General features: G+C 72.0%; 19 protein-coding genes and 1 riboswitch. Of the genes, 3 read left to right on the top strand and 16 right to left on the bottom strand.

Annotated features, from left to right (window positions below):
- Positions 1–117 precede the first annotated feature (117 nt).
- Positions 118–1,404 (bottom strand): dicarboxylate/amino acid:cation symporter, encoded by a 1,287-nt coding sequence (locus AB0I15_RS31360; protein WP_358102942.1) that lies wholly within the window; start codon positions 1,402–1,404, stop codon positions 118–120.
- A 219-nt stretch (positions 1,405–1,623) separates the two neighbouring features.
- The gene (locus AB0I15_RS31355) at positions 1,624–2,664 is read right to left on the bottom strand and encodes an LLM class F420-dependent oxidoreductase (RefSeq protein WP_358102939.1); all 1,041 of its coding nucleotides are present in this window, start codon (positions 2,662–2,664) and stop codon (positions 1,624–1,626) included.
- 92 nt (positions 2,665–2,756) lie between these two features.
- Between AB0I15_RS31355 and AB0I15_RS31350 the strand changes: the two genes are divergently transcribed.
- On the top strand, positions 2,757–3,644 hold the full coding sequence (locus tag AB0I15_RS31350; RefSeq protein ID WP_358102936.1) for an endonuclease/exonuclease/phosphatase family protein: 888 nt from the start codon (positions 2,757–2,759) through the stop codon (positions 3,642–3,644).
- Here AB0I15_RS31350 and AB0I15_RS31345 read toward each other — a convergent pair.
- The 4 genes from AB0I15_RS31345 to AB0I15_RS31330 are packed head-to-tail and all read right to left on the bottom strand — an operon-like array spanning position 3,630 to position 7,215.
- Positions 3,630–4,196 (bottom strand): nucleotidyltransferase family protein, encoded by a 567-nt coding sequence (locus AB0I15_RS31345; protein WP_358102933.1) that lies wholly within the window; start codon positions 4,194–4,196, stop codon positions 3,630–3,632. The two genes, AB0I15_RS31350 and AB0I15_RS31345, sit on opposite strands and share 15 nt — an antisense overlap.
- Positions 4,193–5,284 carry an XdhC/CoxI family protein gene (locus AB0I15_RS31340; protein WP_358102931.1) on the bottom strand — a complete coding sequence of 364 codons (1,092 nt, stop codon included), beginning with the start codon at positions 5,282–5,284 and terminating at the stop codon, positions 4,193–4,195. Before AB0I15_RS31340 ends, AB0I15_RS31345 begins: the two co-directional genes overlap by 4 nt.
- Entirely contained in the window at positions 5,277–6,356 is a 1,080-nt protein-coding gene (locus AB0I15_RS31335; protein ID WP_358102928.1) for a VWA domain-containing protein, read from the bottom strand. The genes AB0I15_RS31340 and AB0I15_RS31335 overlap by 8 nt, the downstream gene beginning before the upstream one ends.
- Entirely contained in the window at positions 6,349–7,215 is an 867-nt protein-coding gene (locus AB0I15_RS31330) for a MoxR family ATPase (RefSeq protein ID WP_358102924.1), read from the bottom strand. Before AB0I15_RS31330 ends, AB0I15_RS31335 begins: the two co-directional genes overlap by 8 nt.
- On the opposite strand from AB0I15_RS31330, the gene AB0I15_RS31325 reads away from it, so the two are divergent.
- Positions 7,187–8,248 (top strand): hypothetical protein, encoded by a 1,062-nt coding sequence (locus AB0I15_RS31325; protein WP_358102921.1) that lies wholly within the window; start codon positions 7,187–7,189, stop codon positions 8,246–8,248. The genes AB0I15_RS31330 and AB0I15_RS31325 overlap by 29 nt on opposite strands.
- Positions 8,248–8,496, top strand: a complete 249-nt coding sequence (locus tag AB0I15_RS31320) for a hypothetical protein (protein ID WP_358102918.1) — start codon at positions 8,248–8,250, stop codon at positions 8,494–8,496. Before AB0I15_RS31325 ends, AB0I15_RS31320 begins: the two co-directional genes overlap by 1 nt.
- Here the strand turns inward: AB0I15_RS31320 and AB0I15_RS31315 are convergent.
- The 10 genes from AB0I15_RS31315 to AB0I15_RS31270 form a co-directional block, all read right to left on the bottom strand.
- Positions 8,493–8,945, bottom strand: coding sequence for a PH domain-containing protein (locus tag AB0I15_RS31315; RefSeq protein ID WP_358102915.1), 453 nt, complete (start codon positions 8,943–8,945; stop codon positions 8,493–8,495). The genes AB0I15_RS31320 and AB0I15_RS31315 overlap by 4 nt on opposite strands.
- Before the next feature lie 117 nt (positions 8,946–9,062).
- Positions 9,063–9,530 carry a 6,7-dimethyl-8-ribityllumazine synthase gene (gene ribH, locus AB0I15_RS31310; RefSeq protein ID WP_358102912.1) on the bottom strand — a complete coding sequence of 156 codons (468 nt, stop codon included), beginning with the start codon at positions 9,528–9,530 and terminating at the stop codon, positions 9,063–9,065.
- Positions 9,531–9,579: 49 nt separating this feature from the next.
- Positions 9,580–10,797 (bottom strand): bifunctional 3,4-dihydroxy-2-butanone-4-phosphate synthase/GTP cyclohydrolase II, encoded by a 1,218-nt coding sequence (locus tag AB0I15_RS31305; protein WP_358102909.1) that lies wholly within the window; start codon positions 10,795–10,797, stop codon positions 9,580–9,582.
- The gene (locus tag AB0I15_RS31300) at positions 10,794–11,453 is read right to left on the bottom strand and encodes a nicotinamide mononucleotide transporter family protein (protein WP_358102906.1); all 660 of its coding nucleotides are present in this window, start codon (positions 11,451–11,453) and stop codon (positions 10,794–10,796) included. Before AB0I15_RS31300 ends, AB0I15_RS31305 begins: the two co-directional genes overlap by 4 nt.
- Positions 11,450–12,040: a riboflavin synthase gene (locus AB0I15_RS31295; RefSeq protein WP_358102903.1), complete on the bottom strand. Its 591-nt coding sequence runs from the start codon at positions 12,038–12,040 to the stop codon at positions 11,450–11,452. The genes AB0I15_RS31300 and AB0I15_RS31295 overlap by 4 nt, the downstream gene beginning before the upstream one ends.
- Positions 12,040–13,488 carry a bifunctional diaminohydroxyphosphoribosylaminopyrimidine deaminase/5-amino-6-(5-phosphoribosylamino)uracil reductase RibD gene (ribD, locus tag AB0I15_RS31290; protein WP_358102900.1) on the bottom strand — a complete coding sequence of 483 codons (1,449 nt, stop codon included), beginning with the start codon at positions 13,486–13,488 and terminating at the stop codon, positions 12,040–12,042. Before ribD ends, AB0I15_RS31295 begins: the two co-directional genes overlap by 1 nt.
- Positions 13,489–13,595: 107 nt before the next feature.
- Positions 13,596–13,726, bottom strand: a riboswitch (FMN riboswitch).
- A 77-nt stretch (positions 13,727–13,803) separates the two neighbouring features.
- Complete coding sequence (locus AB0I15_RS31285) at positions 13,804–14,565, bottom strand: oxygenase MpaB family protein (protein WP_358102898.1); 762 nt, start codon at positions 14,563–14,565, stop codon at positions 13,804–13,806.
- An 83-nt stretch (positions 14,566–14,648) separates the two neighbouring features.
- Positions 14,649–15,311 (bottom strand): ribulose-phosphate 3-epimerase, encoded by a 663-nt coding sequence (gene rpe / locus AB0I15_RS31280; RefSeq protein WP_358102895.1) that lies wholly within the window; start codon positions 15,309–15,311, stop codon positions 14,649–14,651.
- 12 nt (positions 15,312–15,323) lie between these two features.
- On the bottom strand, positions 15,324–16,301 hold the full coding sequence (locus AB0I15_RS31275) for a phosphatase PAP2 family protein (protein ID WP_358102892.1): 978 nt from the start codon (positions 16,299–16,301) through the stop codon (positions 15,324–15,326).
- 257 nt (positions 16,302–16,558) lie between these two features.
- The gene (locus tag AB0I15_RS31270; RefSeq protein WP_358102889.1) at positions 16,559–18,310 is read right to left on the bottom strand and encodes a transcription antitermination factor NusB; all 1,752 of its coding nucleotides are present in this window, start codon (positions 18,308–18,310) and stop codon (positions 16,559–16,561) included.
- Positions 18,311–18,319 lie beyond the last annotated feature (9 nt).

The raw sequence follows: 18,319 nt of genomic DNA, 5'->3' as shown, positions 1-18,319 counted from the left end.
TTTCCGACCCCACCCTAGGGCCCCATGGCCCCTGCCGCCCCACCATCCGCCCCGCTCGCCACCTGCTCACGTACGAAAAGAGGGGACGGGTGACCCCCGTCCCCTCGCGTGGGCGTGTCAGGCCGCCGCGGGCTCCGGCACGCGGGACGGCGCGGCGGGAGCGTCGTCGAGCGGCTGGGGCGGCGCGTTGAACACCGCCGTGTCCAGGCGGCCCTCCGAGCGCGCCACCAGCACCGGCACCACCATCTGACCGGCGACGTTGGTCGCGGTCCTGATCATGTCGAGGATCGGGTCGATGGCCAGCAGCAGGCCGACGCCCTCCAGGGGCAGGCCCAGCGTGCTGAGCGTGAGCGTCAGCATGACGGTCGCGCCGGTCAGACCCGCCGTGGCGGCCGAGCCGACCACCGAGACGAACGCGATCAGCAGGTAGTCGCCCACCCCGAGCTGTACGCCGAACACCTGGGCCACGAAGATCGCCGCCAGCGCCGGGTACACCGAGGCGCAGCCGTCCATCTTGGTCGTGGCCCCGAACGGCACCGCGAACGAGGCGTAGTCGCGGTCCACGCCGTTGCGCTCGACCGTGACCCGCTGCGTCAGGGGCAGCGTGCCGACCGAGGAGCGCGAGACGAAGGCCAGCTCGATCGCGGGCCAGGCGTTGCGGAAGAACGTGACGGGGCTGACCTTGCCCCACACCGCCAGCAGCGCCGGGTAGACGGCCAGCAGCACGACGAGGCAGCCGATGTACACCCCGGCGCTGAACTTGGCCAGCGGCGCCAGCAGGTCCCACCCGTACGTGGACACGGCCTTGCCGATCAGGCCCGCCGTGCCGATGGGCGCCAGGCGGATGACCCACCACAGCGCCTTCTGCACCAGCTCGAGGACCGAACGGCTGAGGTTGAGGAACGGCTCGGCCTTCTCGCCGGCCGCCAGGGCCGCCGCGCCGAGCACGGCGCCCAGGAAGACGATCTGGAGGACGTTCACCTCGGTGAAGGCGGTGACGACGTTCGTGGGCAGGATGCCGGTGACGAAGTCGAGCCAGGTGCCCGCGTTCTCGGGGGCCTTGGCGGCGCCGGTGTCGAGGGTGACGCCCTGGCCGGGGTTGATGAGCAGGCCGAGCCCGATCGCGAGCGCGACCGAGACGAACGCGGTGATCAGGAACCACAGCAGTGTCTTGGAGGCCAGCCGGGCGGCGCCGTTGACGTTGCGCAGGTTGGCCACGCTGACCAGCACGGCGGTGAACACCAGCGGCGGCACGGCGAGCTTGAGCAACTGGACGAAGATCTGGCCGACCCTGGTGAGGGTCTCGGTCAGCCAGGTCACGTCCCAGATCTTGGCGGCGAAGCCGAGGGCGACGCCGATCGCCAGGCCCAGCAGCAACTGCAGGGAGAAGGTGAATCTCTTCACGGGAATGGAAGCCTTCGCGACAAGGGCATGCCGGGGCACACCCGGGTGAGGGGTTGGACGAACGCGGGCGAAGCGGTCAGTGACACAGCGATCCGTGCAACCGGCACAGATCGATGTGCAGCCGCTCAACGAGCCACACGAACACCAGGGAGAACCTCACGAGCTCCCACAACACCCGTGCAAAACGGGCCATTCCCCCCAAAGGGGTGATTCAGCTCACTATCCGGCGATTTCCTTGATCGTCTCGATCAGCCGCACCCGCTCCTCGTGGGTCTTGGCGAACGGCGTCACGTTCAGGGTGGTCACGCCCGACTCCTTGAGCGCCTGGACGCGGTCGCGGACGAACCCCTCGCTGCCGATCAGCGACATCTTCTCCAGCAGCTCGGACGGGACCAGCGCGGCCGCCTCGTCCTTCTTGCCCTCGAGGTAGAGGTCCTGGATCCGCTCGGCCTCCTTCTCGTAGCCGTAGCGCCTGGCCAGGTCGTTGTAGAAGTTCTTGCCCTTGGCGCCCATGCCGCCGATGTAGAGGGCCGCCATCGGCCGCCCGAACTCCAGCAGCCCCGCCACGTCGTCGCCGATCGCCAGCGACGCCTGCGCGATCACGTCGAGCCCGCCCAGCTCCGGGTCCCGCTTCGCCGCGCCCGCGGCCAGCGAGGGGCCCCACACCTCGCCGGCCTTCTCGGGGACGTAGAAGATCGGCTCCCAGCCCTCGGCCAGCTCGGCGGTCAGCTCGACGTTCTTAGGGCCGATGGCGGCGATCACGACGGGGATGCGGGAGCGTACGGGGTGGTTGATGAGCTTCAGGGGCTTGCCGAGGCCGGTGCCCTCGCCGGCCGGGAGCGGCACCGTGTAGTGGCTGCCCTCGTACTGCAGCCGCTCGCGCCGCCACACCGAGCGGCAGATCTCGATGACCTCCCGGGTACGCCCGAGCGGCGCGGTGTAGGGCACCCCGTGGAACCCCTCGATCACCTGCGGCCCCGACGCGCCCAGCCCCAGCGTGAACCGCCCGTCGGAGACGTAGTCGAGCCCCGCGGCCGTCATGGCCATCAGCGCCGGCGTGCGCGAGTAGATCGGCAGGATGCCCGAGGCGATCTCCACCCGCTCCGTCTTGGCCGCGATGTAGCCGAGCTGGCTGACGGCGTCGAACGAGTAGGCCTCGGCCACGAACACGATGTCGAGCCCCGCCTTCTCGTAGTCGGCCAGCTCGGCCACCGACTGCTTGAAGCCGCCCGAATAGTTCAGTGCCATACCGATGCGCATGCCGGACTCCCGCCGAACCGAAGAATGTTCCGTTGAGACGTGAACAGGTTATCGCGCCGGCGCGGCGGGCCGGAGCCACTAGCCTGGTTCGAGTGCTGAGTCGGGTCGTCATCATCGTCTCCGCCGTGGTGGCCGTGGCCCTCGCGGGGCACCGGCTGATCCCTACGCTCGGCGGGTTCACGCCCGTCCTGGAGAGCGTGCTGCCCTGGATCGGGCTGTCCGTGCCGGTGCTGCTCGCGGCCGCGGCCGTGGCACGTTCCGCCGCCGCCGTCGCCGCGGCGCTGGTCCCGGGGCTGGTGTGGGGGGCGATGTTCGGCTCCACACTGCTCCGCACGCCGCCGGGCGGGCCCAGCGACCTGGCCGTCGGCACGGTCAACGTGGGTGTGCGCAACAGCGCCTCCGGCGAGGCCGTGCGCGTGATCGCCAAAGACCTCGACGTGCTGGCCGCCCAAGAGCTGACCAGCGGCGGCCCGGCGGCCAAGCAGCTCAACAAGATGTTCAAATACCACTATCCGGTCAGCACGGTCGGCCTGTGGAGCCGCTACCCGATCAGCCAGACCGAGCCGCTCGACGTCGGCATGGGCTGGCCCAGGGCCCTGCGCGCGGTGATCACCACCCCGAAGGGCAAGGTCACCGTCTACGTCATGCACCTGGCCTCGGCCAGGCCGGGCCACACCACCTCACGCGACGCCTCGCTGGCGCACGCGCGCAGGCTCATCGACGACGACTCCAGCAAGCGGATCCTGCTGCTCGGCGACCTCAACACCGCCACCACCGACCGCGGCATGAGCGGGCTCACCCCGCCGCTCACCGACGCCCAGAGCGCGGCGGGCGACGGGTTCGGCTTCACCTGGCCGTCGGAGTTCCCGATCACCCGGCCCGACCACATCCTCTACAAGGGGATGACGGCCACCAAGGCCGGCGTGGCCCCGGCGACCGGCAGCGACCACCGGGCCGCGATCGCCTCACTCCGTCTGTAGGAGGTCGAGGTCGCCCGGCGTGTCGATGTCGGCCGGGTCTCCATGAGGGTCGCACGGCACCTCGGTGACCAGCTCGGGATGCGCCTTCATGAACGGCCGCGCCCCGACGTCGCCCGTGGCCAGCTCCGCCACCCCGGCGAAGTGCTCGCGGGCGATCAGCACGGGGTTCCGGCGCCGGCCCCCGTAGGTCGCGACCGCCAGCCCGGCACCCGACTCGATGAGCGCGCGTACCGCGCCGGGGCGGATCAGGGGCTGGTCCACCAGCGCGACCACGACCCGCTCCGCCTCGTCGGGCAGCGCCCGCAGCCCGACCCGCAGGGACGAGCCCATGCCGGAGGCCCAGTCGGGATTGCGCACGGTCACCGCCCGGCGCACCTGTACGGTGGCCGCGCCGAGCACGACCACCACGGGGTGGCAGCCGCCCTCCTCCAGCAGCCGCACCGCCCGGTCGACGAGACGCTCGCCCGCGTATTCGACCAGCGCCTTCGGGGTGCCGAGGCGCGAGCCCTCGCCCGCGGCCAGCACCAGCCCGGCGACCCGCCCGCTCCTCACGACGCCTCGTGGTGGATGCGGCCCTCTGTCGTGGTCAGCGGGCGCCCCGAGCCGCCCCAGCGGAGCTGGATCAGCTCGGCGGCGATGGACACGGCCGTCTCCTCGGGGGTGCGCGCGCCGAGGTCGAGCCCGATGGGCGACCTCAGCCGGGCCAGCTCGGCGTCGGTCATGCCGGACTCGCGCAGCCGTACGAGGCGGTCCTCGTGGGTACGGCGCGAGCCCATCGCGCCCACGTAACCGGCGTCGGTGCGCAACGCCACCTCCAGCAGCGGCACGTCGAACTTCGGGTCATGCGTCAGCACGCAGATCACGGTGCGCTGGTCCACCTGCACGGAGGCCAGGTAGTCGTGCGGCCACTTGACCACCACCTCGTCGGCGTCGGGGAAGCGCTTGGCGGTGGCGAAGATCGGCCGCGCGTCGCAGACGGTGACGTGGTAGCCGAGGAACTTGCCCACCCTGGCCACCGCCGCCGCGAAGTCGATCGCCCCGAACACCAGCATGCGCGGCGGCGGCGCGAAGGAGTGCACGAACACCGACAGGTCGTCCAGCCGCCGCTCCCCCTGCCCCCCGTAGTGCCGGATGCCGGTCAGGCCCTGGGCGAGCATGCCGCGGGCGTCGTCGTCCACGGCCTCGTCGAGTCGTTCGAGGCCGAGCGAGCCCGTGGAGCGGTCCGGCCAGATGATCCGGCGGGCGCCGATCTGGCCGGGGCCCGCGACGATGGTGGCCACCGCGACCGGCTCGTGGGCCTCCACCGAGGCCGCGATCCTGCCGAGCTCGGGGAAGGTCTCGATCGAGATGGGCTCGACGAGGATGTCGATGATGCCGCCGCAGGTGAGGCCGACCGAGAAGGCGTCGTCGTCGCTCACGCCGTACCGCTGCAGGACGGGCTTGTCGATCTCGGCGGCCAGCTCGAACACCGCGCCCTCGACGCAGCCGCCGGACACGCTGCCGACCACCTCGTCGCCGCGCACCGCCATCGCCGCGCCCGGCGGCCTGGGCGCGCTGCTCCACGTGCCCACCACCGTGGCGAGCCCGAACCTGAGCCCCGACCGCCACCACTTCATGATCTCCGGCAGCACGTCACGCATGCGCGAGCCTTTCGCTGAGTCGCTCGTAGGCGGCCAGGCTGTGGCCGGCCACCAGGTCGTCGAGGTACGGCAGGGCGGCCCGCATGCCGCCGGTGAGCGGCTGGTAGTCCGCGTACCCCTTGTGCGGGTTGACCCAGATCACCCGGTGCGCCTGCCGGGCGAGCCTGGCCATCTGGGTGCCGAGCAGCTCGGGATCCCCGCGCTCCCAGCCGTCGGAGGCGATCACCGCCATCGCGCCCCTGGCGCTGTAACGGGCGAGGAACTCCTTGAGTTCCTCGCCCAGCCGCGTGCCGCCGCTCCAGTCGGGGACGACCTTGGACACCTCGTTGAGCGCGGTGCCCGGGTCGCGGTGGCGCAGCTCGGCGGTGATCGGGGTGAGCCTGGTGCCGACGGAGTAGACCCTGGTGGCCCTCGGCTCGCTCCTGACCAGCGCGTGCGCGAAGCGCAGCAGCGTCTCGGCGTAGGGGGCCATGGATCCGCTGACGTCCACGAACAGCACGACCGTGCGCGGCCTGGTGGTGTGCCGGCGGTGGCGCAGCCTGGCCACCTCGCCCTTGCGCAGCGCGTCCCTGATCGTACGGCGCTGGTCGAGGACGCCCCGGTGGGCGCTCTCGAACCGCCGCGAACGCCGCCGCGCCCGGCCGCTCTTCAGCATGGCCAGCATCCGGTGCACCTCGGCCCGCTCGGCCTCGGTCATCCTGGCCACGTCGCGGTGACGCAGCACCTCGGCCCGGCTCGCGGTGGCGGGCGCCGCCGTCTCGTCGTCGTCCCGCCCGCTCTCGCCGTCGCCGTCGCGCGCCGCCAGGTGCCGGGTGACGCTCGTGGTCGCCGTACGGGCCAGGGACGCCCGCCGGCCGCCGAAGAAGGCGGCGAAGCACCGGTCGTAGCGGGGCAGGTCGTCGGGCGTGGCGCACAGGGTGAGGCGGCCGGCCCAGTAGACCTCGCCCGGATCGGTCACGTCGAGGTGGTCGAGCGCCTTGAGCAGGCTCTGGGTGCGCTCGTGGTCGGCCGCCACCCCGGCCGCGCGCAGCGTCCTGGCGAAGCCCGTCATGGTCGCGGCCAGCTCATCCATGGGTCAGCAGCCCGTTGCCGAGCACGGCGGCGACGTCCTCCCGATATTTCAGCGCCGCGCCCAGCGTGGCGGCGGCGCGGTCGGGGTCGAGCTCCTTGGCGCCGAGCGTCAGCAGCGCCTCGGTCCAGTCGAGCGTCTCGGCCACGCCCGGCGGCTTGACCAGGTCGGCCTGCCGCAGCCGCTCGGCCGCCCGCGCCACCTGCATGGCCAGCGTCTCGGTGCAGGCGGGCAGGCGGCGCAGCAGGATGGCCACCTCGCGGTCGAAGCCGGGGTGCTCCAGCCAGTGGTAGAGGCAGCGCCGCTTGAGCGCGTCGTGGACCTCCCGCGTCCTGTTGGAGGTCACCACGACCACGGGCGGCGTGGCGGCCTTGATCGTGCCCAGCTCGGGGATCGAGATCGTGAAGTCGGAGAGCACTTCGAGCAGGAACGCCTCGAACTCGTCGTCGGCACGGTCGATCTCGTCCACCAGCAGCACGCTGGGCTGTGTCTCGATGGCCTTGAGCAGGGGCCTGGCGATCAGGAACCGCCGGTCGTAGATCTCCCCCTCGAGCCGGTCCACGTCGGTGACGCCGGCGGCCTCGGCGGCTTTGAGGTGCAGGAGCTGGCGGGCGAAGTCCCAGTCGTACAGGGCCTGGGCGGCGTCGAGCCCCTCGTAGCACTGGAGCCGGATGAGCGGCGCCTTCAGCAGCGCGGCGAGGGTCTTGGCCAGCTCGGTCTTCCCGACCCCGGCCTCGCCCTCGAGGAAGAGCGGCCGTCCCATCTTCAACGCCAGGAAGGCGGCCGTGGCCAGCCCTTCGTCCGCCAGGTAGGTGTGCCGGTCGAGCAGCTCGATGAGCCTGGCCGGCGACTGGATGTCCATTGCCCTGATTGTCCGCCGCAGCACGCCTTCAGGCTACGTCGGACACCGGCCTCGGCGATATTCACCCCCACCGACCGTCACGAACGGTAAGCTTTCGATCACCGAAAGGAAGGATATCGAGGTGACCCCCAGCCTTGAGCACGAAGTACCCGTGGAGATGATCCGCCGGCGTCCAGACCTGGCTCTGGAGTTGCTGACCCGCGCCCTCGAAGCCGACGGCGCGGGTTACAGCGACGCGCGTGAGGAGTCCATCGACATGGGTCATCGGCTCGTCGCCGAGGCCAGAGCCGATTCGGTCGTCTCCGTGAAGGGGCCCGACGGCCAGAGGCGTTATCTCATCGTCGAGATCCAGCGCCGATACAGGGAGTCCAAGGTCTGGGACTGGATCGGTTACGCCGGTGGGCTCATGGCCAGGAAGAGGAGCGGGGTGATCCTGCTCGTCGTCTGCCCGGACGAGGCCACGGCCGCCAAATACCGGGAAGGCATCCGGATCGCGGATTCCTCGCTGCTCTTCGTTCCGGTGGTCCTCAGCCCCAGGCTGATGAAGCCCATCCGGGACCAGGAGGAGATCGAGCGCTTCCCCGAACTGGCCACCCTGGCCGCGGCCGCGAATCCGCACGATCTCCAGACGGCGCGGGCGGTCGCGGAGGTGCTGGTTCACCTCGACGACGAGGCCAGTCTCTTCTACTACGACTTCCTGCGCACGCAACTCCCCGAGCACATCCGCATCCAACTGGAGGACCTCATGATCACCTACGACGTCGCCACGCGGCTTCCCGACCGCTTCACCAAGCCCATCGAGGACGTCGCCGAAGCCCGGGGGGAAGCCCGAGGGGAAGCCCGGGGAGAGGCCCGGGGCGAGCTACGTGAAGCGATCCAGGCGCTGCTCACCGTGATGGACACGCGAGGACTGGCCACAACCGACGACCAGCACGCGACGATCGGCACCTGCCAGGACAAGGAGTTGATCCGCACCTGGACCGTCCGCGCCGTCACCGCCGCCACGGCGGCCGAAGTGTTCGGCGAGGATTGATGCCCATCCACCCCGACATGCCGGACTCCTGGGACCAGCACCAGCTCTCCCCCGAGGCGCGCGAGCAGAGCAAGGTCACCGCCGCGCGCAGGGCGATCGACATCGCCCTGCAGACGCGCTTCCTGTGGATCAGCCGGGAGAAGCGGGAGGCCATCTCCGCCTGCGAAGACCTCGACCTGCTGCAGGCGTGGCTGATCCGCATCCTCACCGTCGACACGGTGGACGAGCTCTTCGCCGAACCCGGCTAGCTCTCGCGGGCCTCCCCGCGCTCCCGGATCAGGGCCTTCAGCTCGGCCGTGGCCTGGCGGGCGCGGGCCTTCTCGGAGCCCTGGATCCCCATCGCCCCGATGGTGCGCCCGTCGGAGAAGTCGATGCGCGGCCACGGCTCGCCCACCAGCAGCGTGATGTCGAGAGCCTCCGGCCACGTGTAGCGGTGGGTGCGGACGGCGTTGACGATCGTGAGGCCCTTCTCGTCGGCCTCCACCCGCACCCGGCCCAGCAGATGCAGCACGTAGGCCACCGCGCAGCCGAACGCCACGATCGCCACCCGGTCGGGCAACTGGAACGGCTCGGCGATGAAGATCGCCATCACCACCGCCCCCAGCACGATCAGCGTGGCGCAGCCGTACGCGACGATCCTTCCCCGGCGCGGACGCCAGGTGATGGGCAGGGGCGGAGGGGACACGGGCTCTGGCACGAAGGAAACTTATCGCAGGTCCGCAGCGGAAGACCCCAGAGCGGCCCGCCACCCGCCATCGCGCCGGGGGCGGCGGGCCGCTCTGTTCGGCCGGGTCGCACGGCCGGCGCCGTCAGGTCAGCCGAGGTTGCGCAGCAGGAGGGCGGTCTCGAGGGCGGCGATGGTGGATTCGTAGCCCTTGTCCTCTTTGCTGCCCGGCAGGCCCGAGCGGTCGAGCGCCTGGTCCAGGGTCTCGCAGGTGAGCACGCCGTTGCCGACCGGCGTCTCCTCGTCGAGCGACACCCGGGTCAGGCCGGAGGTCACCGAGTCGCAGACGTAGTCGAAATGCGCGGTCTCGCCCCGGATGACCGCGCCCAGGGCCACCACCGCGTCACAGCGGCGGGCCAGGGCCTGGGCGATCACCGGGATCTCCAGCGAGCCCGCCACGCGGACGACCGTCGCCGTGGCGCCGCTGTCGTCGCACGCCTTCACGGCCCGCGACACGAGCTGGTCGGTGATCTTGGCGTGCCAGCTCGCCGCCACCACGCCCACCGACATGCCCGACGCGTCGGGCGCCGCGACGCCCGGCCTGCCTTCCCCGCTCATACGCCCTCCTCCGACGGCCACGCGAACGCGACCCGGCCCTGCCGCTTGCTCATGATGCCTCCGAGATGTCGTGGCCGAGGCGGTCGCGCTTGGCCTTGAGGTATCGCTCGTTGTAGGGGTTCATGGCCACCGGCATGGGTTCGCGGCCGAGGACCTTGATGCCGTAGCCGTCCATGCCCTTGAGCTTGGCCGGGTTGTTGGTGAGCAGGCGTACCGACTTGACCCCGAGGTCGGCCAGGATCTGCCCCGCGTTGGAGAACTCCCGCGCGTCCACCGGCAGCCCCAGCTCCACGTTGGCGTCGACGGTGTCGCTGCCGTTGTCCTGCAGCCCGTACGCCTTCAGCTTGGCCAGCAGCCCGATCCCCCGGCCCTCGTGCCCCCGCAGGTAGACGACCACGCCCCGGCCCTCCTGGGCGATGGCCGACATGGCGTGGTCGAGCTGCACCCCGCAATCGCAGCGCAGCGAGCCGAACACGTCGCCGGTCAGGCATTCGGAATGCGCCCTGACCAGGACGTTCTCACCGCCGGCCAGGTCGCCGAAGACGAGCGCGACGTGCTCGCCGCCGTCGAGCGCGCTGGCGTAGCCGTAGGCCCGCCACATCCCGTACGCGTTCGGCAGCCGCGTCTCGGCGACCCGGGTGACCATGCTCTCGGCCCGGCGCCGGTAGTCGACGAGCTGCTCGATGGAGACCAGCGCCAGGTCGTGCTCGTCGGCGAAGCGGCGCAGCTCGGGCAGCCGGGCCATGGTGCCGTCGTCGTTGACCACCTCGGCCAGCGCCCCGGCCGCCGACAGCCCGGCCAGCCTGGCCAGGTCGACGGCCGCCTCGGTGTGGCCGCGCCGGGCCAGCACGCCGCCCTCCTGGTAGCGCAGCGGGAACGTGTGCCCGGGGCGTACCAGCTCGTTGGGCTCGGTCGCCGAGTCGGCGAGCGTGCGGATCGTCTTGGCCCGGTCGGCCGCCGAGATGCCCGTGGTGACGCCGTCGCGGGCGTCCACGGTGATCGTGTACGCCGTCCGCATGCGTTCCTTGTTGTGGAAGACCATGAGCGGCAGCCCGAGCCGGTCGAGCTCCTTGCCCTCCATGGCCACGCAGATCATGCCGCTGGTGTGCCTGATCGTGAACGTGCACAGCTCGGGCGTGGCCTTGGCGGCGGCGAAGATGAGGTCGCCCTCGTTCTCCCTGCTCTCGTCGTCCACGACCACGACCGGCTTGCCGTCGCGGATGTCCTCAATGGCGCGCTCGATGGGGTCGAGCTTGATCTCGCTCATTGCGCCACCGCCACGGCCAGCGGCGCGGAGCGGTATTCGCGCAGCCACTTCACGAACCCGATGATGACCAGGACGAAGAAGACGCCGTAGACGGCCCCGGAGACCACCAGTCCCGAACTGAACGCCAGCGGCACCCCGACCAGGTCCACCGCCACCCACACGATCCAGAAGTCCACCAGCGCCCGGCCCTGCGCCCAGGTGGCCACCGCGCTGCCGACGAAGATGTAGGCGTCGGCGGCCACCAGGAACGCGCCCTCCGGCAGCGGCACGTGCGCGCCCCACGACAGGCCGGTGAAGAAGAACAGCAGCCCGACCACGGCGGTGCCCGCCAGCATGGCGCCGATCAGCAGCGACCGCTCCCGCCAGTCGGCGGGCCGGACGGCGAGTTGCCTGCCGCCCTGCGTGCCGCGCCGCCACGCCCACCAGCCGTAGACGGCCAGGATCCCGAACAGCGCCTGCTTGAGCGCGTTTCCGGTCAGGCCCGCGTTGACGGAGGCGATGAGGAGCAGCACCGCGCCGGTGAACTGCACCGGCCACGTCCACATCGACTTGCGCATGGCCAGCAGGACCGTGGACAGGGCGGCGATGTTGCCGACCAGGTCGGTCCAGAGCACGTGTGTGCCGAATATCTCGAATCCGGCCTCGGCCCAGTTCACTGCCTGACCACCAGCCTTTCCACATACTTCGCGATCACGTCGACCTCGATGTTCACCATGTCGCCCACCTGGCGCTCGCCCATCGTGGTGAGCTTCAGCGTGGTCGGGATGAGGCTCACCCCGAAGCTTTCGTCGTCAACCGTCGTGACCGTCAGACTGATTCCGTCGATCGCGATCGAGCCCTTCTCCGCCACGTACCGGGCGAGCGGCCCTGGCAGCGAGAAGCGCAGGTCGTCCCAGCTCTCACCCGGGTCGCGCGACAGCAGCACGGCCGTGCCGTCGACGTGGCCCTGCACGATGTGCCCGTCGAGGCGCTGGTCGGCGCGTACGGCACGTTCCAGGTTCACCGCCGAGCCCTCCTCCAGCCCGCCGAGGGAGCTGCGGTCGAGCGACTCCCTGATCACGTCGACGGTGAACACGTCGTCCTTGACCTCCACGACCGTCAGGCACACGCCGTTGACGGCGATCGAATCTCCGTGCTTGGCATCGGAGGTCACGACCGGGCCGCGCACCGACAGGAGGGCTCCGCCGCCCGCCTGGTCGATGGCCACCACTTCGCCTTTTTCCTCAATGATTCCGGTGAACATCACTGCTCCCTGCCTGGTTGAGTGGTGGGCCGGGCGATGAGCCGTACATCCGGCCCTATGAGAGAAAGATCATCAAAAGTCAGGCGGTGGATCTCGCCGATCGTCCGCACCCCCGCCGCGCCGAGCGCGGCCGGGCCGGAGCCGAGCAGCGCGGGCGCCACGTAGGCGACCACGCGATCGACGAGTCCCTCCCTGATGAACGAGCCGGCCAGCGTGGGCCCGCCCTCGAGGAACACGGTGACGACGTCGCGGGCGGCCAGCTCCTTGAGCAGGGCGTGCAGGTCGAGGCCGGGGCCCTGGCGAGGCAGGCGGAGAAGGCCGCTCTCGAGGACGCTCTCGAGGGCGGTGTCGACGTCGTCGGCCACGGCGACGAGCGTGGGCGCCTGGTCGTCGAGCGCCCGGGCGCCCGGCGGGGTCCTGCCCTCCGTGTCGACCACGACCCGCAGCGGCACCCGGCCGCCGCCGCTCCGGGGACTCGCCGGGGACTCACGACGGCTCGCCATGCCACGCGTACGGGCCTCCCCGGCCTCCGGGCGACCCTCCGGCGCGCCGCCCCGCACCTCCGGGCCATCGCCTCCCAAGGCGTCGCCTCCCGGGCCATCGCCTGCCGAGGCGACACCGCTCCCGGCCGGCGGAGCATCTCGCCCATCTCGCCCATCCGTCCGACCGCCGTCGCCCGCCCGACCACCGCCGTCCACGCGGCCGCCACCGTCCACGCGACCGCCGCTGTCCGCGTGGCCACCGCCGTCTGCCTGGCCACCGCCGTCCGCCCATCCGCGTCCGGCGTGCGCGGGGGTGGTGCCGAGGGTGGCCGGGCGGGCGGTCAGGTGGGGGTCGTCCTTGAGGACCGTGCCGATGCCGGCCACGATCGCGTCGGAGGCGGCGCGCAGGCGGTGCACGTCGGCCCTGGCCTCGGGTGAGGTGATCCACCGGCTGGTGCCATCGGCGGCGGCCGACCTGCCGTCGAGCGTGGCCGCGAACTTCCAGGTCACGTGCGAGCGCCCGAGCCGCGCGTACGTGAGCCACTCCTCGTTGCCCCGCTCCGCGGCCCCCGCCAGCACCCCGGACGTCACCGCGACACCCTGGGCCCGCAGCCGCGCCACCCCGCCGGCCGCCTTCGGGTTGGGGTCGGGCACGGCGATCACCACGCGCACCACTCCCGCGTCCAGCAGGGCCCGGCTGCAGGGCCCTGTCCGGCCGGTGTGGTCGCAGGGTTCGAGGGTCACGTAGGCGGTCCCGCCCCGCGCCCGCTCTCCGGCCTGGGCCAGCGCGACGATCTCGGCGTGCGGCCCGCCAGCGTACGCGTGGAAGCCCTCGCCCACGACCTGGCCGGCGGCGTCGAGCACGACGCAGCCCACGACGGGGTTGGGGCTGGTGGTGCCGTGTCCGTGCCCGGCCAGCTCGACGGCGCGCGCCATGTGCGCGGCGTCCTGCGCGGGTATCTCCACCCCGGGTCTCCTACTCGCCAGTAGCTTCAAGCCACGGCGGGCCCCGGGGGATTTCCGTGATGCACGACGTACACCACAGCAGGCGTCCGGCTGGGACACCGGACACCTCGCGCGCTTCCTCCCATCCGGACTTTAACCGTCGGTCCCGGAATTTCACCGAGTCAACCGGCCGATGGCATCGGCCGGGTCGCGGACTGTCACCGCCGGTTCGGACTTTCACCGACCCCGGAGCACGCTAGCTCTCTTCAGCTACCAGTTTGCCATGCCCGAAACCGAGCGCGCGACCGCCCCTCCATATTTGACCAAGCGCTCGCTTTAGGCGGCCATGATGCGGTGCGCCCGCCGCGCCGCCGGGCTGTAACGGACGTGCCCGGGGACCAGGCCGATCCCGGTGTGCAGGGTCCGCAGCGTCGCGGTGGCCCATAGGTCGCCGACCGGCGTGGCGGGCAGCCCGTAGAGCCTTCTCGCCCAGCGCGGCAGCGTGGCGAACGCCAGGAGGGTCAGCGCGGGCATGGCCGGCTTGAGCGGCGTCAGCAGGCGCGGGAGCGGGGCGTTGAGCGACAGGCGCAGCGGGTGGGCGGCCTCGGGGACGAAGCGCAGCCCCGGCCGCCGGGCCTCGATGTAGTCGCGCAGCTCCGCCACCGAACCGGGCACCTCGTCCTGGGACAGCCCCACCACCTCGGCGGCCCGCCGCCACTCGGCCACGAAGGAGTCGGCCTCGTCGTCGGACAGGCGCACCCCGGCCCGGCGGGCGACCGACAGGTAGGAGTCCACCTCGCCGACGTGCACCCAGCGCAGGGCCTCGGGGTCGTCGAGGCGGAAGGTGGTGTCCGTGTCGGGGTCGTGGGCGGTCAGCTTGGCGTGGATCTTGCGGACGCGGTGGCCCGCGCGTTCGACCTCTGCGCGGGTGCCGTAGGTGCGCACGCGTACGAACTCCGTGGTGCGCACGAACCGCGACCACGCCTCCTGCGGGTCCATGAGCGCGGAGTTCTGCAGCACGCCGCGCATCGCCCTGGGGTGCAGCCCCTGCATGAGCAGCGCCCGGATGCCGCCCACGAGCAGGATCGGCTCGCCCATGACCCGCCATGTCACCGATTGGGGCCCGAAAATCCCGAGGTCGCTCATAAGTGAGGACTTACCCAGGCGGCAAGGCGTTCATGTCAGGAAATGGCGCGATTGGCGGCGGCGCGGAGCGCGGTCACGGCGCTCTCCGGATCAGAAGCCCCGTAGACGGCACTGCCCGCCACGAACACGTCGGCGCCCGCCTCGGCGCAGCGCTCGATGGTGCCGGCGTCGACGCCGCCGTCGACCTGCAGCCAGACCCGGCCGCCGTGCCGCCCGATGAGCTCACGCGCCCGCCGGATCTTCGGCAGCACGCCGTCGAGGAACTTCTGCCCGCCGAAGCCCGGCTCCACGGTCATCAGCAGCAGCATGTCGATCTCGGGGAGCAGATCTTCGTACGGCTCCACGGCCGTCGCCGGGTTGAGCGCGAGGCCCGCCCTGGCGCCGAGTGAGCGGATCTCGCGCGCGGTGCGGATCGGCGCCTTGGCCGCCTCGGCGTGAATGGTCACGCTGCCCGCCCCCGCCTCCGCGTACTGCGGGGCCCAGCGGTCGGGGTCGGCGATCATGAGGTGGCAGTCGAGCGGCGTCGAGGTCGCCTTGCGCAGCGCCTCGACCACCGGCAGCCCGAGGGTCAGGTTGGGCACGAAGTGGTAGTCCATGACGTCGACGTGCAGCCAGTCGGCGTTGGGCACGGCGGCGGCCTCATCGGCGAGCCTGGCGAAGTCGGCGGCGAGGATGCTGGGAGAGATCTGTACGGCCATGATTTCCCAAGTCTAGTGAACGGCCTGCGGGCGCCCGGCCCTGGACATCAGTCCGAGCTTGATGAACAGCACAGGCGCCCCCAGTTGCACCCAGAGTGCCAGCAGGGCGTACCCGGCGTACGTCGCGGCCAGGGTTTCCGGCAGGACTTCGCGCTCGGCGTACCAGATGAGCACCGCCACGACCATGCCCAGCGCCCAGCGGGCGGCCCGCACCCCCAGCCGCCCGCCCGCGTCGAACCAGCCCAGCCGGTACATGACCGCCGTGCCGGACAGCGTGCCGAGCAGCGCGCCCGACATGGTGACGATCGTGTCCAGGCTCTCGGGGTCGATCGCCCCGGCGGAGCTCCAGGTCGCCGGCGTGGACCACCCCGCGTACGGGGCGTTGGCCAGCACGGCGGCGCCGATCAGCGCGCCGGAGAGCACGACCGCGATGCCGAGCTGCGCCCACAGCGCCCGCCGCCGCCACCACACCGTGACCGGCCGCTCGAACCTCCCCACGAGCACCAGCACGACGATCCCGAGCAGCACCCCGGTCACCACGTCGGAGATGAAGTGCACGCCGAGATACACCCGGCTCAGGCACACCAGCGCGACCAGCGCCCCCGCCGTCCACCACGCCCACGGCCGCCCCACCGCCGCCGCGATCCGGCCCAGCGCGGCGGTCCCGATCTGGGCGTGCCCCGACGGCAGCCCGAACGCCCCCTCGATCGAGAGCGGGCGGACCCTGGCGTCGATCCAGTACGGCCTGGGCTGGTGCGTGGCGAGCTTGGCGATCGCGTTGGTGGCGGCGGCCAGCAGGACGGTGAGGCCGAGGCGCAGGGCGAACGCGGGATTGACGCACCAGTAGAGCACGGGCAGGCAGAGCAGGAAGAACGTGTCCGTACCGAACACGGACGCGAGCTCCATCACGGGGCGCACGGCGTCGGGCAGCCGCTGGACCCAGATGATGGGTTCGAGCTCCGTCAGGTGAAGGTCGTCCAGAAGATCCACACCGACGATCGGACCACACCCACCACCCCAGACGCCAACTCACCTCCTCCCGAGACACGGCCATCGTCCCGGTGAAGCCGACGCCACCCTCCAGCCGGACGGCAAGCGACCAGCCGGGCGGCAAGCACCCGACCGGACGGCACGCTCCGAGTCGGGCGGAAGGCGACTAACCGGGCAGCGCCCGGCCGACCGGGCGGCAAACGACCGACCGAGCGGCGACTGGCCCGGCGTGGCGGTGGGCGGCCGGGCTGGCGTGGTCAGGATCGCTTGCGCAGCAGGGCCAGGAACATGGCGTCGGTGCCGTGCCGGTGCGGCCAGAACTGGGCGTGCGGCCCGGCGCCGAGGTCGTCGACCTCGGGCAGGTAGTCGCGGGCGTCGAGCTGCTCGACGTCGTCCCTGCCCGCCATGACGTCACCGACCACGACCTGCGTCTCGGCCAGGTGCGGCGAGCAGGTCACGTAGGCCACGACGCCTCCGGGACGTACGGCGTCGAGCGCCGTGCCGAGCAGCCGCCGCTGCAGCCTGCCCAACTCGGCGATGCCCGCCGGATCACGCCGCCAGCGTGCCTCGGGCCGCCGCCGGAGGGCACCGAGCCCGGTGCAGGGCGCGTCGAGCATGACACGGTCGAACACCCCAGGCCGCCAGGCCGGCTCGGTGCCGTCGGCGGTGACCACGGACGCGTCCCTGGTGGTGCCCCAGACCAGCCGCGCCCGATGGAACTGCACATCGGCGGCCAGCAACCGTGCCCCACCGGGAAACGCCTCCACAACCACCTTCGCGGCGGCGGGCCCACGCTCGCGCTCCTGCACGGAACGCTCCCGCACGACCACCCGCTCAACGCCACCCCTCACAGGGCCACCCCTCACAGGGCCACCCAGCTCAGGACCGCCCAGCCCGGCGCCGCCCCGCTCAGAACCACCCCGCTCAGAATCGCCCCGCTCGGCGTCACCCGGCACGGTGTCATCCAGCCCGGAGTCGCCTCGCTCGACGTCGTGTTCCGGTCGCCCGCCCTCGGCGATGCCGGCCGGGTCGTGGCCGGGAGTGCCCGGCACCGCGCGCCGGTCGTCCTCGGCGCTCAGCCCGGCCAGGTCGCCGTAGGTGGCGATGGCGTCCAGGAGCCCAGCCTTGCCGCCGGGCCCGGCGCACATGTCGAGCCAGAGCTCCTCGCCGGCACCCTCGATCGGCACCCGGGTCAGCGCCAGCGCCACGAGCTGGCTGGCCTCGTCCTGTACGGCGGCGCGCGTGTCGGCCACCGCCTCGATCTGCCCGGGGTCGCCTTCACGCAGATAGGCCGCGTACGGCGAGTAGCGCCCCGGCAAGGCCCCTGAGCCCTCGAGCTCGTCGACCGAGCTGCGCCCCGGTCGCGCCACCAGCGTCACCAGGGGGCGGGCGTTGTCGGCGTCGAGCAGGCCGGCCACCTCGTCGGCCCCGCCCAGCGCGTCGCGGAAGGCGGAGACGATCCACCGGGGATGGCCGTAGGCGATCGCGAGATGCCCTACCGGGTCGTCGGCCGGGTCGGGGGCGACGATGGGCACCCACTCGTCGAGCGTTCGGGAACCGATCTTGCGCAGCACCGCGTTGACGAACTTGGCCGCGCCGGCGCCGATGCGCAGGCGGACCAGGTCGACGGTGGTGCCGACGGCCGCGTGCGGGGGGACGCGCATGCGCAGGAGCTGGTGCGCGCCGAGCCGCAGGGCGTCGCGGACGTCGGGGTCGGGCGCGCGGTCGCTGCAGATCTCGATGATGGCGTCGTAGGTGCCGAGCCCGCGCAGCGTCCCGTAGGCGAGCTCGGTGGCCAGCGCGGCGTCACGCCCCCTGATGCCACGCTCGCGCAGCAGCCGCGGCAGCAGCAGGTTGGCGTACGCGTCGCGCTCGTCGACCGCGCGCACGACGTCGTAGGCCGCGTTGCGGGCCGGGTCACGCGTGGGCCTTCGAGGCCCGCGCGCACGGCCCTCTCCGCCCCTGCCGCCACCCTTGCCGCCGGCCCCCTGGTCGCCCCTGGTCTTCATCCCCTCGAA

Source organism: Nonomuraea sp. NPDC050643 (assembly GCF_040654715.1).
In the GTDB taxonomy this organism is placed as follows: Bacteria; Actinomycetota; Actinomycetes; order Streptosporangiales; family Streptosporangiaceae; genus Nonomuraea.
This window is presented reverse-complemented; position numbering and strand designations above follow the sequence as displayed.